The 14,852-nt window shown below is 67.9% G+C and carries 16 protein-coding genes; 7 read left to right on the top strand and 9 right to left on the bottom strand.

Annotated features, from left to right (window positions below; all coding sequences use genetic code 11):
* Nucleotides 1–79: 79 nt before the first annotated feature.
* Nucleotides 80–1,549 carry a protein adenylyltransferase SelO gene (locus tag ACO2SS_RS05585; RefSeq protein ID WP_423276601.1) on the top strand — a complete coding sequence of 490 codons (1,470 nt, stop codon included), beginning with the start codon at nt 80–82 and terminating at the stop codon, nt 1,547–1,549.
* A 10-nt stretch (nt 1,550–1,559) separates the two neighbouring features.
* Here ACO2SS_RS05585 and ACO2SS_RS05580 read toward each other — a convergent pair whose 3' ends face one another.
* Nucleotides 1,560–2,312 (bottom strand): Crp/Fnr family transcriptional regulator, encoded by a 753-nt coding sequence (locus ACO2SS_RS05580; RefSeq protein WP_423276600.1) that lies wholly within the window; start codon nt 2,310–2,312, stop codon nt 1,560–1,562.
* Nucleotides 2,313–2,508: 196 nt separating this feature from the next.
* Between ACO2SS_RS05580 and ACO2SS_RS05575 the strand changes: the two genes are divergently transcribed.
* Nucleotides 2,509–2,754, top strand: a complete 246-nt coding sequence (locus ACO2SS_RS05575; RefSeq protein ID WP_423276599.1) for a DUF6894 family protein — start codon at nt 2,509–2,511, stop codon at nt 2,752–2,754.
* A gap of 112 nt (nt 2,755–2,866) precedes the next feature.
* Entirely contained in the window at nt 2,867–3,124 is a 258-nt protein-coding gene (locus ACO2SS_RS05570; protein WP_423276598.1) for a DUF6894 family protein, read from the top strand.
* Between the two features lie 16 nt (nt 3,125–3,140).
* Here ACO2SS_RS05570 and ACO2SS_RS05565 read toward each other — a convergent pair whose 3' ends face one another.
* On the bottom strand, nt 3,141–3,368 hold the full coding sequence (locus tag ACO2SS_RS05565) for a DUF6894 family protein (protein WP_423276804.1): 228 nt from the start codon (nt 3,366–3,368) through the stop codon (nt 3,141–3,143).
* Between the two features lie 118 nt (nt 3,369–3,486).
* Entirely contained in the window at nt 3,487–3,774 is a 288-nt protein-coding gene (locus ACO2SS_RS05560) for a hypothetical protein (protein WP_423276597.1), read from the bottom strand.
* Between ACO2SS_RS05560 and ACO2SS_RS05555 the strand changes: the two genes are divergently transcribed.
* On the top strand, nt 3,764–4,096 hold the full coding sequence (locus tag ACO2SS_RS05555; protein WP_423276596.1) for a hypothetical protein: 333 nt from the start codon (nt 3,764–3,766) through the stop codon (nt 4,094–4,096). The genes ACO2SS_RS05560 and ACO2SS_RS05555 overlap by 11 nt on opposite strands.
* A gap of 81 nt (nt 4,097–4,177) precedes the next feature.
* On the opposite strand, the gene ACO2SS_RS05550 is transcribed toward ACO2SS_RS05555, so the two are convergent.
* From ACO2SS_RS05550 to uxaC, 3 genes are all read right to left on the bottom strand, one after another.
* Nucleotides 4,178–6,577, bottom strand: coding sequence for a transketolase (locus ACO2SS_RS05550; RefSeq protein WP_423276595.1), 2,400 nt, complete (start codon nt 6,575–6,577; stop codon nt 4,178–4,180).
* A gap of 117 nt (nt 6,578–6,694) precedes the next feature.
* Nucleotides 6,695–7,777, bottom strand: coding sequence for an ABC transporter ATP-binding protein (locus tag ACO2SS_RS05545; RefSeq protein WP_423276594.1), 1,083 nt, complete (start codon nt 7,775–7,777; stop codon nt 6,695–6,697).
* 63 nt (nt 7,778–7,840) lie between these two features.
* Nucleotides 7,841–9,244, bottom strand: coding sequence for a glucuronate isomerase (gene uxaC, locus ACO2SS_RS05540; protein ID WP_423276593.1), 1,404 nt, complete (start codon nt 9,242–9,244; stop codon nt 7,841–7,843).
* 162 nt (nt 9,245–9,406) lie between these two features.
* On the opposite strand from uxaC, the gene ACO2SS_RS05535 reads away from it, so the two are divergent.
* Both ACO2SS_RS05535 and ACO2SS_RS05530 read left to right on the top strand, forming a co-directional pair.
* Nucleotides 9,407–9,691: a hypothetical protein gene (locus tag ACO2SS_RS05535; protein WP_423276592.1), complete on the top strand. Its 285-nt coding sequence runs from the start codon at nt 9,407–9,409 to the stop codon at nt 9,689–9,691.
* A complete protein-coding gene (locus ACO2SS_RS05530) occupies nt 9,688–10,116 on the top strand; it encodes a type II toxin-antitoxin system VapC family toxin (protein WP_423276591.1) in 429 nt (142 codons plus the stop codon). The genes ACO2SS_RS05535 and ACO2SS_RS05530 overlap by 4 nt, the downstream gene beginning before the upstream one ends.
* Here ACO2SS_RS05530 and ACO2SS_RS05525 read toward each other — a convergent pair whose 3' ends face one another.
* The 3 genes from ACO2SS_RS05525 to ACO2SS_RS05515 all read right to left on the bottom strand — a co-directional run bounded on the left by ACO2SS_RS05525 (nt 10,117) and on the right by ACO2SS_RS05515 (nt 13,035).
* Nucleotides 10,117–11,028, bottom strand: coding sequence for an ABC transporter permease (locus tag ACO2SS_RS05525; protein WP_423276590.1), 912 nt, complete (start codon nt 11,026–11,028; stop codon nt 10,117–10,119). It lies immediately after the preceding gene.
* A 178-nt stretch (nt 11,029–11,206) separates the two neighbouring features.
* Entirely contained in the window at nt 11,207–12,019 is an 813-nt protein-coding gene (locus ACO2SS_RS05520) for an ABC transporter ATP-binding protein (protein WP_423276589.1), read from the bottom strand.
* Nucleotides 12,016–13,035, bottom strand: coding sequence for an ABC transporter substrate-binding protein (locus tag ACO2SS_RS05515; protein ID WP_423276588.1), 1,020 nt, complete (start codon nt 13,033–13,035; stop codon nt 12,016–12,018). The genes ACO2SS_RS05520 and ACO2SS_RS05515 overlap by 4 nt, the downstream gene beginning before the upstream one ends.
* A 116-nt stretch (nt 13,036–13,151) precedes the next feature.
* Between ACO2SS_RS05515 and ACO2SS_RS05510 the strand changes: the two genes are divergently transcribed.
* The gene (locus ACO2SS_RS05510) at nt 13,152–14,531 is read left to right on the top strand and encodes an FAD-binding oxidoreductase (RefSeq protein WP_423276587.1); all 1,380 of its coding nucleotides are present in this window, start codon (nt 13,152–13,154) and stop codon (nt 14,529–14,531) included.
* Nucleotides 14,532–14,852: the final 321 nt, after the last annotated feature.

Genomic DNA, 14,852 nt, shown 5'->3' with positions numbered 1-14,852 from the left:
CAGGGCGACTTCGGGCGTGCCGGGTGAGCGAAACCGGCCTTCAGGCATTATCTGTGAGAGCCTGACGCAACGGATCGCCATGCACATCGCCTTCGCCAACAGCTACGCGACCCTGCCGGACCGCTTCTTCGCGCGCGTCCGGCCCGCCGAAGCGAGCGCGCCGCGGCTCATCAAGGTCAACCGGGCGCTTGCCGAGGAGCTCGGCCTCGATCCCGACTGGCTCGCGAGCCCCGAAGGGGTCGAGATGCTGGCGGGCCGCCGGGTACCGGAGGGCGCGGCCTCGATCGCGACCGCCTATGCGGGCCATCAATTCGGAAACTTCGTGCCGCAGCTCGGGGACGGGAGGGCCATCCTCCTCGGCGAGGTCGTGGACCGGCATGGCCGGCGGCGCGACATCCAGCTGAAGGGCTCGGGCCGCACGCCCTTCTCGCGCGGCGGCGACGGCAAGGCCGCGCTCGGGCCGGTGATGCGCGAATACCTGGTCAGCGAGGCCATGGCGGCGCTGGGCATTCCGACCACGCGCGCCCTCGCGGCGGTGCTGACGGGCGATCCCGTGGCCCGGGAGGAAATCCTGCCCGGCGCGGTGCTGACGCGGGTCGCGTCCAGCCACATCCGGGTCGGCACCTTCCAGTTCTTCGCCGCCCGCGGCGACACGGAGGGCGTGCGGCTCCTCGCGGACCACGTCATCGCCCGGCACTATCCGGAGGCGGGCGAGGCCGAGCGCCCCTATCGGGCCCTGCTCGACGCCGTCATCGCGCGGCAGGCCGCCCTCATCCCACGCTGGCTCCTGGTCGGCTTCATCCACGGCGTGATGAACACCGACAACATGTCGGTGGCGGGCGAGACGATCGATTACGGCCCCTGCGCGTTCCTGGACGAGTACGACCCCGCCAAGGTGTTCAGCTCCATCGACGTGCAGGGCCGCTATGCCTACGGCAACCAGCCCAGGATCGCGCTCTGGAACCTGACGCGGCTCGCCGAGACGCTGCTGCCGCTGCTCGACGACGACCCCGAGCGCGCGGTCGCAGACGCGGAAGATGCCCTGAAGGCCTTCGCGCCGACCTTCGAGCGCCACTACCATGCCGGCCTGCGGCGGAAGATCGGCCTCCTGGATGGGCGCGAAGGCGACCTCGAACTCGCAGGCGACCTGCTCAAGCGCATGTTCGAGAACGGGGCGGACTTCACGCTCACCTTCCGCCATCTCGCCGAGGCGGCCGGGCCGGACGGCGACGCGGAACCGGTCCGCAGCCGCTTCATCGATCCGACGAGCTTCGACGCCTGGGCCGAGACCTGGCGCGCGAGGCTGGCGCTGGAGCCAGCAGAGGCCGGGACCCGCCGGGCTGCGATGCTGGCCGCGAACCCGGCCTTCATCCCGCGCAACCACCGCGTCGAGGCCGCCATCCAGGCAGGGCTCAAGGATGATTTCGGCCCCTTCGAGGAGCTTCTGACGGTTCTGTCCCGCCCCTACGAGGACCAGCCGGAACACGCCGCCTACATGGATCCGCCCGAAGCGCACCAGCGCGTGACGCGGACCTTCTGCGGGACCTGACCGGGAGGCCTCAGGCTTCCCGGTCCGGATCGTCCCGGCGCAGGTGCAGGTAGGTCGGGTCGAACTCGCCCGCCACCTTCAGGCCCTCCCAGTCGAGGACCGTGAGCCTGCCCCCCTCGAAGCTGAAGAGGTTCTTGGAGCGCAGCTCCTGCAGGGTGCGATTGGTGTGCACGGCCGAGAGGCCGAGCGCGTCCCCCAGTTCCTCCTGGGTGATCGGCAGCGGAACCGAGTTGTCCGACGCCATGCCGATGACGTCGAGACGCACGAACATCTCGCAGAAGAAGTTGGCGATGCGCGCCGGCGCGCGCCTCCGGCCGACCCCGGTCAGCCATTCGCGGAAGATCGAGGCATCGATCAGGGTCTCGCGCCAGAACAGGCCCGCCAGGCGCGGATGGCGCAGCATCAACTCGCGCATCACCCGGTGCTGGAGGAACCCGACCCGGGCCGGCGTGAGCGAAGCGAGGCTGTGGTCGAGCGTCCTCAGATACAGGCTCATCAGATCCGGGATCTCCCCGGGCACGTGAAAGGCCAGGATCTGGCGCCGGTCCCCACTCACGATCTTATAGCGGAACGCGAACCCTTCGAGGACGAGGCAGCACTGGGACGGGCGATCCCCCTCGCGCACGATATCCTGGTTGGCGCGCAGGTCCCGCACCGTCATCGGCACCGCAATCAGGGCGTCGCGCTCCACGGAGGTGAGGTCCACGGCGCTTTCGAGCTTGCGGACGAGCGGATGCTGCTCGGTGTCCAGCGGGCGATCCAAAATCTGAGTACCTCGGCACGGCTGAGTGGGACACCCAGCTCCCGTCGAGCCGGCGCGGCTCCATGCAACACCGGCTGGGGTGCCGCGATAACTTAGGTTTGATTCCCGACAAAATCAGATCGGCCTGCGAGCTTTCCGGAGCCTTGCGCGTTGAGGGGAGAGTACCACGGGGATCATCGCACCCGGGGGGAGACACTTGGCGCGTTATTTCTTCGACACCGATGACGGCGAGGAGCGGGTGATCGATGAGATCGGGATCGAGTTTCCCACCCTGGATGCCGCTCGGTCGCAGGCGGTCGCGGCGCTGCCGGGCATAGCAGGCGATTCACCCCGTCTGGAGGACGGGCGGGAAATCGTGACGGTCGTCCGAGACGAGACGGGGCGCGCGATCTTCCGGGCCCGGCTTGCGGTGTCTGGAGAGTGGATCGGCAGCGAAGATTAGCGGTCCTGCACCCGCTGCGTCCTAGGTCGTACCCGCTCCAAGACTCGCTTCAATCAGAAATGTATTTGAGATATATCAAGCGGACCCGCCCTGCCACGCTTGCAAGACCGCCATGCCCCGCTTCTTCTTCGATATCCACGACGGCGCGCGCCACAGCCTGGATGAGGAAGGCACCGTCTTCGCCGACATCGAGGCGGCATCGCGGGAGGCCGTCGCGGTTCTTCCGGCGATCGCCGCCAATGAGCGGGCGGGGGACGATCGCGAGATCGTGGCGACCGTGCGTGACGAAGACGGCGCCGCCGTGTTCCGCGTCCGGCTCATGGTGAAGAGCGAGTGGCTGATCTCCTCGGAAGGTGGCGAGCGGGGCTGATCTCGGCCCGGATCCGCTAAGCCAGGATCTTGCTCACATCGGTGCCGGCCGCCTCGCCAAGCGTGAGGCGCATCACCGGCGCCCCGAGATCGTCGCGGATTACGATGATCCAGTCTCGCCGGTCCTCGCCCTGCGCGAAGCCGTCCTTGAGCGCCTCGAGCGCCCTCGCGCGCGCTTCCGACATGGCCGCGCCGCGATTCGGGAGCTCCCTTCCAACCCGGTCGACGAAATCTCGCTGGCCCATCCGCACCCCAATGATCGCAGCCCTCAACGCGTGATGTTGCGTACGGTTCAAGACATTCGCGTTGTGGCTCTTCCACGGGTTGGGCCCCGGCCTGAACCGGCCGAGGCCCCAATTCGACTCAGGCGTCGCCGCTGCGGGGATTGTGGCTCCGCTTGAGGTTCGACGTATAGGTCGATTCCTGGCCGACACCAGTATCGCTGTAACCGACCTGCCCGCCCTGCACGCCGCCCTCACGCGCGGTCTGATGCTCCGGGATGCTCGTCTGCGGCCCGGCCTCCTGCTTCATGCGGAGGGCCTTTTCGGCGTTCTTCTGCAGGTCCGACTTGCCGCCCTGTCCGGTGCTCGTCGGCTCGCCCTTCTTTTCGGCGCCCAGGGCGGATTTTGCGCGCTCGAGGATGCTCGTCATCTCGTCCTCCTCAACCGTGACCGCGGTTCTGGTGGTGATTGTCGACGCCCTTGTTCGCCTGTCCCTGGCCCTGGGCCTTGGGGGCGCCGCCGGCACCGTCGCCGCCGCCATTGGTGCGGCTGCGGCCATCATGCCGCTCGTCCGTGCCGCTGCGGTCGCTTCCGGATTGGCCACCCTGGTGTCCCTGCGAACGCGCGCGCTGCACGTCGTCGTGCGGGGGCAGGTGGCCCTTCTGTTTCTCGCTTCGATTTTCGTGGTTTCGCGCAACCATCGGCGAATCTCCCGCTCGGCGCCGCTCTCCGGCGCCCATCTGGGGAGCTAACGGCCTGAACGCGCAGGAGGTTCAGTCGGCGGCGCCCCGGCCCGCTTCCGCGCGGGCCGAAGGACGAGGCCGAAGGCAGGCCTAAACGGCCTTCAGGTGACGGATCGGCCGGCCCGGTCCGAGCCCCTGCGCGGCCTTCACGATGCCCTGCGCGTCGATGCCGAAATGGCGGTAGAGGTCCTGGATCGTCCCGGTCTGGCCGAAATGGTCCACGCCGAGGGCGCGCGTGCGGTGGCCGTGGACGGCGCCGAGCCAAGCGAGCGTCGCCGGATGGCCGTCCAGGACGGTGACGATGCCGCAATGCGACGGCACGGCGTCGAGCAGCCGCTCGGCATGCGAGCGGGCGCCCACGAGCCCGTTCTCCCGCGCCCGCTGGGCCGCGTTCCAGCCCGCATGCAGCCGGTCCGCCGAGGTGACGGCGAGCAGGCCGATATCGCGCCTGTCCTCCGCCATGAGGCCGACGGCCTCGATCGCCTCCGGGGCGAGCGCGCCCGCATAGGCGACGACCACCTGGGCGTTCGGGCCCGGCCTGCGCATCCAGTAGGCGCCCTCGACGATGTCGGCCGCGAGCCCGTCCGACATCTCGCGCTGCGGCTGGTCCACCGAGCGCGTCGAGAGCCGGAGATAGACGGCGCCGCCCTTCTCGTCCGCCAGCCAGGAGCGCTCGCCCTCCGGTGAGGCCGGCGCATCGGCCCCGGTGCGCTGCACGTAGTCGAAGGCGAAGCGCATGATGACGGCGAGCTCGTCCACGAAGGCGGGCTCGAAGGACGCCAGCCCGTCCTGGGCAAGGCCGATCAGCGGCGTGTTGATGGATTGGTGCGCGCCGCCCTCCGGCGCCAGCGTCACGCCCGAGGGCGTCGCCGCCAGGATGAAGCGCGCATCCTGGTAGCAGGCGTAGTTCAGGGCATCGAGGCCGCGATTGATGAAGGGGTCGTAGAGCGTCCCGATCGGGATCAGGCGCTCGCCGAAATGGGAATGCGCGAGGCCGAGCGCCGACAGGAGGATGAACAGGTTCATCTCCGCGATGCCGAGCTCGAGATGCTGGCCCTTCGGACCGAAATCCCAGGTGTAGGTGGAGGGGATGCGCTCGGACCGGAACAGGTCCTTCATCTCCGAGCGCGCGAAGAGGCCGCGCCGGTTCACCCAGGGGCCGAGATTGGTCGAGACCGTGACGTCCGGAGCCGTCGTGACGATGCGGTCGGCCAGGGGCTCGGTCGAGCGCGCGAGCTCGTTCAGGATCAGCCCAAAACCCTGCTGGGTGGAGAGCGAGGGCTGTTTCGGGGCATCCAGGCGTGCCGGCACGGGGAGCGGCGCCGCCTCGTAGCGGCGCATGCCCTTCTGGCTGAACGGGACCTTGTCCAGGAAGGTCTGGAGCTCCTCGGGCGAGTGCGAAAGCGCCTCGAACCTGTCCCATTCGTGGCCGGGACGGACCCCGATGGATTCCTGGTAGCCGGCGAGCTGCTTCGGCGTCAGCAGGCCCGCATGGTTGTCCTTGTGGCCGGCGAGCGGCAGGCCGAAACCCTTGATCGTGTAGGCGATGAAGACCGTCGGACGGTCGTGGTCGATGCTCTCGAAGGTCTTCAGCAGTGTCGGCAGGTCATGACCGGCCAAGTTGGTCATCAGCCGGCCGAGTTCCTCGTCGGACCGGCTCTCGACGATGCGGAGGGCTTCGTGATCGTCGGCGAGGTCGACCAGGAGGCGGCGGCGCCAGGCCGCGCCGCCCTGGAAGGTCAGGGCCGAGTAGAGCTGGTTCGGGGCGGTGTCGATCCACTCGCGCAGGCGCGCGCCGCCCGGCTCGCGGAAGGCCGCCTCGAGCAAGGAGCCGTATTTGAGCACGACCACGTCCCAGCCGAAGGCGGTGAAAAGCGCCTCGAAGCGGCTGTAGAGGCCCTCGCGGATGACGGCGTCGAGGCTCTGGCGGTTGTAGTCGATCACCCACCAGGTGTTGCGCAGGCCGTTCTTCCAGCCTTCGAGCAGCGCCTCGAAGATGTTGCCCTCGTCCATCTCGGCATCGCCGAGGAGGGCGATCATCCGGCCTTCCGGCCGCTCCAGCCCCCAGCCATGGGAGCGGACGTAATCCTGCACGAGGGAGGAGAAGAGCGTCTGGGCGACGCCGAGCCCGACCGAACCGGTGGAGAAATCGACGTCGTCCACGTCCTTGGTGCGGGACGGGTAGGATTGCGCGCCCTTGTAGCCGCGGAAGTTCTCCAGCTTCTCACGCGTCTGGTTGCCGAGGAGGTACTGGATGGCGTGGAAGATCGGGCTCGCATGCGGCTTCACGGCCACCCGGTCCTCGGGCTTCAGGACCGCCATGTAGAGCGCCGTCATGATGGTCGCGAGCGAGGCGGACGACGCCTGGTGCCCGCCGACCTTCAGGCCATCGCCGCTCGACCGGACATGGTTCGCATGGTGGATCGTCCAGGAGGACAGCCACAGGATCTTCCGCTCGAGATCCGTCAGGATCGGAAGACGTGGATCCATGCTGTTTCTCCCCCGCCGCAAAGCGCGCGCTTCAACCCTCGCCTGACATTCCACATCAGGCGCCCGCTGTCAGCATGCCGGACGGGGCGCTCCCACTGCACCCTGCCCTGCCCCCCGTCAGGCAGCCTCCCCGGGAAAGACCAGCGTCCGGCTCGGATCGGCCGCGAGCCGGACCTCCGCCCCCTTCTCCAGGGGTGTTTCGGAGCGGAAGAACAGCTCGCTTCCATCCGGCGCTACCGCGCTGCCGAAGAAGGCGCGGCCCCGATACTCGATGGACCGGACCTGCGCGGCAAGGCCGGGGCCGTCCGCATCCGCGACGAAATCCTCCGGCCGGATGGAGACGATCGCGCCGCGCCCTTCCGCGACCGAGGTCCGGACGAGGCCCGAGATCCGCGCACCCGCGACGGCGACCTCCGCCCGCTCGCCCGAGACGGCCACGATCCGGCCCCGGAGCCGGTTGCGGTAGCCCATGAAGTCGGCGACGTCCTCCGTGACAGGACGCTCGTAGAGCTCTTTCGGCGTGCCGATCTGCCGGATCAGGCCGTCGCGCATCACCACGATCCGGTCCGCCATCGAAAGCGCCTCGTCCTGGTCGTGCGTGACGTAGATCGTGGTCGAGCCGATCTCCTCGTGGATGCCGCGGATCTCCGCCCGCATCTCCATGCGCAGCTTCGCGTCGAGGTTGGAGAGGGGTTCGTCCATCAGGACCAGCGGCGGCTCGATCACGATGGCGCGCGCGATCGCCACGCGCTGCTGCTGCCCGCCGGAGATCTGGGCCGGGAGCTTGTCGCCCTGGTCCGTCAGGCGAACGAGCGCCAGCGCCTCCTCGACCCGGCGGGCGATCTCGCCGCGCGGGACGCCCCGCATGACGAGGCCGAAGGCGATGTTCTTGCGGACGCTGAGATGCGGGAAAAGCGCGTAGCTCTGCAGGACCATGCCGAAGCCGCGATCCTCGGGCCGGAGCCCATCGATGCGCCGGTCGCCGAGATGGATCGAGCCGGAATCGAGCGAGAGCAGCCCGGCGATGCAGTTGAGCGCCGTCGTCTTGCCGCAGCCCGAGGGGCCGAGCAGGGCGATGAACTCGCCTGCCCCGATGGCGAGGTCGATGCCGCCGAGGGCGAGGTGGTGGCCGAAGCTGCGCCTGACGCCGCGCAGTTCGAGCGCCCCGCTGCCGGGAGCTGTCTTGGCATGGAGGGTCATCGGGTCCAGCTAGCGGGCGCAGGCAGGTTCCGCAAACGGACAGGATGACACCGGGGAGGCCCGTCAGAGCCGGTATGCGCGTTTCGCAAGCCCGTAGGCGAGGTCGCGCGCGATCTCGGCCGCCTCGTCCTCGTCCAGCCGGTGCTCGGCCACCAGCCGGGCGAGATACGCGCAATCGATCCGTCGGGCGACGTCGTGGCGGGCGGGGATCGACAGATAGGCCCGCGTGTCGTCGTTGAACCCGACCGTGTTGTAGAAGCCCGCCGTCTCCGTCGCGAGCTCGCGGAAGCGCATCATGCCCTCGGGGCTGTCGAAGAACCACCAGGGCGGCCCGAGGCGCAGCGCGGGATAATGCCCGGCCAGCGGCGCGAGCTCGCGCGAATACGCCGTCTCGTCCAGCGTGAAGAGCACGATCGTGAGGTTCGGGTCGTTGCCGACGCGGTTCAGCAACGGCTTCAGCGCGTGGACGTAGTCCGTGGCGGCCGGGATGTCGGCGCCCATGTCGCGGCCGAAGAGCCTGAACAGCGCCGGGTTGTGGTTGCGCACGGAACCGGGGTGGATCTGCATGACCAGCCCGTCCGCCTGGCTCATCCTGGCCATCTCGGTCAGCATCTGCGCCCGGAACAGCTCACGCTCCTCCGGCAGGCCATCCCCGCCCACGACCTTGTCGAAGAGATCGGAGGCCGTGCTCTCGTCGAGATCGGCCGTCCGCGCGGAAGGGTGGCCATGGTCCGTCGCGGTGGCGCCGCGCTCCCTGAAGAAGGCGCGCTTGAGGCGGTGGGCCTCGAGGTAGTTCGACCAGGTCAGCTCGTCGAAACCGGCTGCGCGCAGGAAGGCCGGGACGTTCTCGGGAAAGCCGGGGAAGTCCGGATCGACCACCGCATCGGGCCGGTAGGTCGGTACGACCCGGCCGGTCCAGCCGGAGGCCAGGATGCCGTCGTGCCAGCGCAGATCGTCCAAGGCGGAATCGGTCGTCGCGATGACCTCGATGTTGAACCGCTCGTAGAGGGCGCGGGGCCGGAATTCCGGCCGAGCGAGCTGCCCGGCGATCCGCTCGTAGATCGCATCGGCCGTGCCGGGCCCGAGCCGTTCCGTGATGCCGAACAGGTCCTCGAGGGAGTGTTCGAGCCAGAGACGGGTCGGGGTGCCCCGGAACAGGTGCCAGTGCTCGGCGAAAAGCCGCCAGATCCGGCGCGGATCGGTCTCGACCGGCCCGCCATCTCGGCGCGGGATGCCGAGGTCCTCGAGCCGGACGCCCTGCGAATAGAGCATCCGGAAGATGTAATGGTCCGGCTTGACGAACAGCGTCGCCGGGTCCGGAAACGGCTCGTCCTCGGCATACCAGCGCGGGTCGGTGTGGCCGTGGGGCGAGACGATAGGCAGCCGCTCGACTTCCGCATGAAGTCGCCGGGCGATGCCGCGCGTGCCCGGCTCGACCGGGAAGAGCCTGTCCGGATGCAGGGCCATCGCGACCGCCTCCCATCGCCGCGACAGCGGCTTCTCGTTCGGGGGAGCTTACAACAGATTCGGCCGCGCCGATGCTTTGCGTGACCTGGCACCTGCATCCGATATCCTCGGCAACAAGCGAGTACCGTTTGCCTGCTGCGCCAGTCTCACTAGGATCAGAGCATGTCATCGCGTCCACACAAGGCGCTCGCCCGGACCACGCCCTCCCGCTCTGCGCGAGGCGTCGTGCGGGTCGAGGTCGAAGTGCGCCTGGAAGATGCGCCCCTCATCCGAATGGTCGCACGGGCACTGCGCGATCCCGGCCGAGCCCCCACTGCGCGAGCGATGTTGGACCGTCGTCTTGCTCGGACCGAAGCAGCCGGCCTGAAGGAGCTTCTGGCCTCGGCGCCGCTGGACGGCATAGAGCTGGACAGAAGCCAGGATACCGGCCGGATCGTCGATCTTTGAGGTTCCTCATCGATACGAACGTGATCTCGGAGGTCCGGAAGGGGTCGAGATGCGATCCGCATGTCTCGGGCTGGTGGGCGTCGGTGGAAGACGCGGATCTTGCTCTGAGCACCCTCGTCGTCGGAGAGCTGCGGAAGGGCGTCGACCTCGCGAGACGAAGCGATCCCGCCAAGGCCGAGGCGCTCGAAATCTGGCTGGACAAGGTCCAGGCGGCTTTCTCCGGAACGATCATCCCCATCGACCTGGATGCCGCGCGGGAATGGGGCCGGATGAGCGCGATCCGACCGGTGCCCGTCGTGGACTGCCTCCTAGCAGCGAGCGCCAAGGCTCGCGGATTGACGCTTGTCACCCGAAACGAGGCGCACGTCCGGGATTTGGGAGTCGAGGTGCTGAATCCCTTCGCTCAGATCCAGAAATCCGCCTGATCAGGTCTCCCGCTTGATCGCGCTTTCGTGCCAGCGGCGCAGCAGGATGTGCGAGATCCAGCTCGTGGCCATGAAGATCGCGATGCCGGAGGCGGAGATCAGGAACAGGGCCGCGAACATGCGCGGGATGCGGAGCTGGTAGCCGGATTCCAGGATCCGATAGGCGAGGCCCGAGGCGCTGCCGCCGGTGCCGGCGACGAACTCGGCCACGACCGCCCCGATAAGCGCGAGGCCGCCGGAGATCTTCAGGCCGCCGAGGAAGTAGGGCAGCGCCGCCGGCAGGCGCAGGTACCGCATCGTCTGCCACCGGCTCGCCCGGTAGAGCTGGAACAGGTTCACGAGGTTGTGGTCGGCCGAGTTGAGGCCGAGGATCGTGTTCGACAGCACGGGGAAGAAGGCGACGATCCAGGCGCAGACGAGCAGCGACAGGTTCACGTCGTTGACCCAGATGATGATGAGCGGCGCGATCGAGACAACCGGCGTCACCTGCAGGATCACCGCATAGGGAAAGAGCGACTTCTCCAGCCACTTGGATTGCGTGAACACGATCGCGAGCGCGACCCCGACCGTCACGGCCGCGATGAGGGCCGCAAAGGTGATGCGCAGGGTGACGAGCAGGGAGCCGGAGAGCGTCGGCCAGTCGGAGACGAGGGTCTGTGCCACCAGGATCGGGCCCGGCAGGATGTAGGGCGGGATCTCGCGGAGCCGCACGATCAGTTCCCAGGCCGTCAGCATCAGGATGCCGACTACCAGCGGGGCGATGATCCCCGGCCAGGTCGAGGCCCGGATGCCGAGGATGCGGCGCTCCTCCGCGAAGACGGGACGCGCCTCCGCATCGGTGCCGTCATGTGGGACGGCAACGGCCTGGACGGGCGAGACCACCTCGCCGGAGAGGGGAAGATCTGAGGACATCAGGTCCGCATCGCAAGGTGAGGCGCGGTTCTCTCTCCCCGGAGGGGAGGGCCGAGTCGCGCGTCAGCGCGAGCCGGGGTGGGGATAACCCGGCCGGGAATGTCCCCCTCCGTCAGGCGCTTCGCGCCTGACACCTCCCCCTTCAGGGGAGGAGAAAACGCGGAGTTCGTCCCCGGCGTCACGCCGAGATCGCCCGCTTCAGCGTCTCTGACGCTACGCGGCAGAGATGCGCGTAGTCGGCCGAGGTGCGGAAGAGATCGTCGCGCGGATAGGGGGCGGGGTTCGGCAGGTCCGCCATCACGCGGCCCGGGCGCGCCGCCATGACGACGATGCGGTTCGACAGGTAGACGGATTCGAAGACCGAGTGGGTCACGAACACGGCCGTGAACTTGTGCTTCCACCACAAGGCCAGCAGGTCGTCGTTGAGCTTGTGGCGGGTGATCTCGTCAAGCGCCGCGAAGGGCTCGTCCATCAGGAGGATCTTGGGCCGGGTCACGAGGCCGCGGGCGATCGAGACGCGCATCTTCATGCCGCCGGAGAGTTCGCGCGGATAGGCCTTCTCGAAGCCCTTCAGGCCGACGAGTTCCAGCATCTCGGCCGCCCGGCCCTCGGCGTCGCGCCTGTCGGCACCGTGCAGGATCAGCGGCAGCATCACGTTCCGGATGGCCGTCGCCCAGGGCATCAAGGTGGGGTCCTGGAACACGAAGCCGAGCCCCGGCTCGGCTGCGCCTTTCGCCGTATGGGGCGAGGTCGGCCAGTCCAGCGTGCCGGCGGAGGGTTGGCTCAGCCCCGCGATGATGCGGAGGAGGGTCGATTTCCCGCAGCCGGACGGGCCGAGCAGGCTCACGAATTCGCCCGCCGCGAGATCGAGCTTCACGCCCTGGATGGCGAGCGTGCCGTTCGAGAAGAGCTTCGAGACGTCCCGGATCTTGAGGAGCGGACGGTGGCTCTCGGCGGCGGGTCTCGGCACGGCCGCGACGGCTGCGCTCACGCACCGATCCCCTTGTTCACGAAGTCCAGAGTGTAGGCTTTCGTGACGTCGATCCCCTTCGGGAAGGCGCCCGCATCCGACATGGTGTCGTAGAAGCGCTTCCAGCGCTCGTCCGTCATGGCCCCGATGCCGAGCTTGAGGGCATCGCCGGATTTCACGATGCCGCGCTCGTTCATGACCTTCAGAGCATAGTCGAGCTTGTCCTGGGTCATGTCGGGATTGTCCTTCAGGATCGCGGCATCGGCGGCCTTGTTGCCCTCGCCGGCCTTCAGGTACTCCGCCCAGCCCTCGAGGGAGGCGTTCACGAAGCGCTGCACCAGGTCCTTCTTCTCCGTCATCAGCTTTCGGGAGATGTTGATGGTCGTCTGGTAGTTTTCGAAGCCTGCATCGGCCAGGAGATGGACGACGGGCTGCACGCCGGCCTGCATGATCGCGTAGGGCTCGGACGAGAGGAAGCCCTGCTGCGAGACCGTCTTGTCGGCCAGGAACGGCGCCATGTTGAACGTGTAGGGCCGGACCTGGTCGTCCGTGTAGCCGAACTTCGCCTTGAGGAACGGGAAGTAGCTCGTGCGCCCGCCGGCCCCGATGAGGAGCGGCTTGCCCTTCAGGGCGGGCAATGAATCGTTGCCGACATTCGGGTGCGAGACAAGAACCTGCGGATCCTTCTGGAATATCGCCGCGATGCCGAGGAAAGGCAGGTTCTCCTTGGCGTAATTGATGCACTCGAAGGAGTTCGACATGATCGTGTCGACGCGGCCGCCGAGCAGCAACTGCGACGGATTCTGCTGCGGGCCGCCCATTCGCAGGTCACAATCGACGCCGTATTTCTTGTAGATGCCGTTCACGACCGCATAATAGTAGCCGCCGTGCTCGGCCTGGGCGCGCCAGTTGGTCTGGTGCGAGATCTTGTCGAGACTTTGCGCATTCACCCGGGCGCCGGGCACCGCCACCAGGGTTGCCCCCCCGATCAGGCCCAGGGCTGCGCGACGGTCGATCCGGTACTTCATGGTCGTCATGGCGTTCTCCCCGAAAGCGGGCTGGCCTCCGGCTTGCGTGCCTAATAGGGAAGCAATCGATGTGCCGTGGGCCGCCCTATGCGGCCCCGAGGACCGGGTGCGCAAGGGAGAACTGGATGTCGGCTTCGCGGGCTTTGGCAGGCAACGAGCCTGGCCGCTACGATATCGCCGGGCTCCTCGCCGAGATTGAAGGCGTTCCGGTCACCACGGATTCCCAGATCGTGCGCCGGCGCTCGCGCGACTTCTTCTGGTACAGCCCCGTCCTGAACCGGCAGTTGCACGGGAAGGCGGCGGACGTGATCGTCTCCCCGCGGGACGAGGCGGATGTCGTGCGGGTGGCGGCCGCCTGCACGAAGCGCCGCATTCCGATCACGGTGCGGGCCGGCGCCACGGGCAATTACGGACAGGCCGTGCCGCTGGAGGGCGGCGTGCTGCTCGACGTGTCGGGCCTCGACAAGACGGAATGGATCAAGCCGGGCCTCGTCCGGGTCGGCGCCGGCGCTCGCATCCACGAACTCGACGCGGAGCTCAGGGCCACGGGCTACGAGATCCGCATGCATCCCTCGACGAAGCGCATGGCGACCATCGGCGGCTTCATCGCCGGCGGGTCGGGCGGCGTCGGCTCGGTCACCTGGGGCGTTCTGCGCGATCCCGGCAACCTGATCGCGGCCCGCATCGTCACCATGGAGGAGGAGCCGCGCGTCATCGAGCTCCGCGGCCGCGACGTCCAGGCGATCAACCACGGCTACGGCACGACCGGCATCATCACGGCCCTGGAGCTGCCGACCGCCCCGGCCTGGGACTGGACGGACGTCATCATCGCCTTCGACGACTTCCTGGAGGCGGTCGCCTTCGGGCGCGAGCTCGCCATGGCGGACGGGATCGCGAAGAAGCTCGTCACGCCCATGGACGCCCCGATCACGCAGCATTTCGGGGCGCTCGCGGAATACTGCCCGCCGGGGAAGAGCGTGATCTTCGCCATGATCGCGACGCCCGCCCTCGAGAGCTTCCGCACGCTCCTGGCCGACCGCGGGCAGGTGACCTACGAGGCGCCGTTCGACGAGAGCCCCGGCCACGAGCCGCTCTACGAATATACCTGGAACCACACGACCCTGCAGTGGCTGAAGCAGGACCGCGGCATCACCTACCTGCAATGCCTGTTCCCGGCCGACCGCCTGCTCGAGTCGGTGACCGAGATGCGGGAGATGTTCGGCGACGAGGTGCTCTACCACCTCGAATTCATCCGCTTCGGCGGCAAGGTCACCTGCTCCTCGCTCCCGATCGTCCGCTTCACCACGGAGGAGCGCCTCAACGAGATCATCCGCCTGCACGAGCAGCACGGCGTCTGGATCGCCAACCCGCATGTCTGGACGCTGGAGGACGGCACGCGGCACAAGAAGGCGGATGCCGACCAGCTCGGCTTCAAGGCCGGCGTCGATCCCTACGGGCTGCTGAACCCGGGCAAGATGCGGAGCTTCGTGCCGACGCTCAGCTAAAATACATCTTCAAGTTGCATACACTGTGGTGCATCTTCTCCGGGCGGCAACGCACGGAGCTTCGAATGCAGGCTATCAGGACGCTGAACCAGCTGCTTTTCCCCTTAGGGATGCAATGTCCCCGCCCCGAATGTAGGTCAACGATAGGCTGGTTTGATCGACGCCGGCGGGCCAGCGGCGGCCACACTGTCACTTGCACTGGTTGTGGCTATGAGGCGCCTGCCAGCTCATGGCGGGTCGCCTATTTCACGTGGGGAATGCTGAGGGGGCAGACATCATCAGGCTCGAAAGACCAATAAAGGACCAATAAGGGTAAGGTGA

Source organism: Enterovirga sp. CN4-39 (assembly GCF_049446235.1).
Lineage (GTDB): Bacteria > Pseudomonadota > Alphaproteobacteria > Rhizobiales > Beijerinckiaceae > Enterovirga.
The sequence above is the reverse complement of the archived record's forward strand: the minus strand, read 5'-3'. Positions and strand labels throughout refer to the sequence as shown.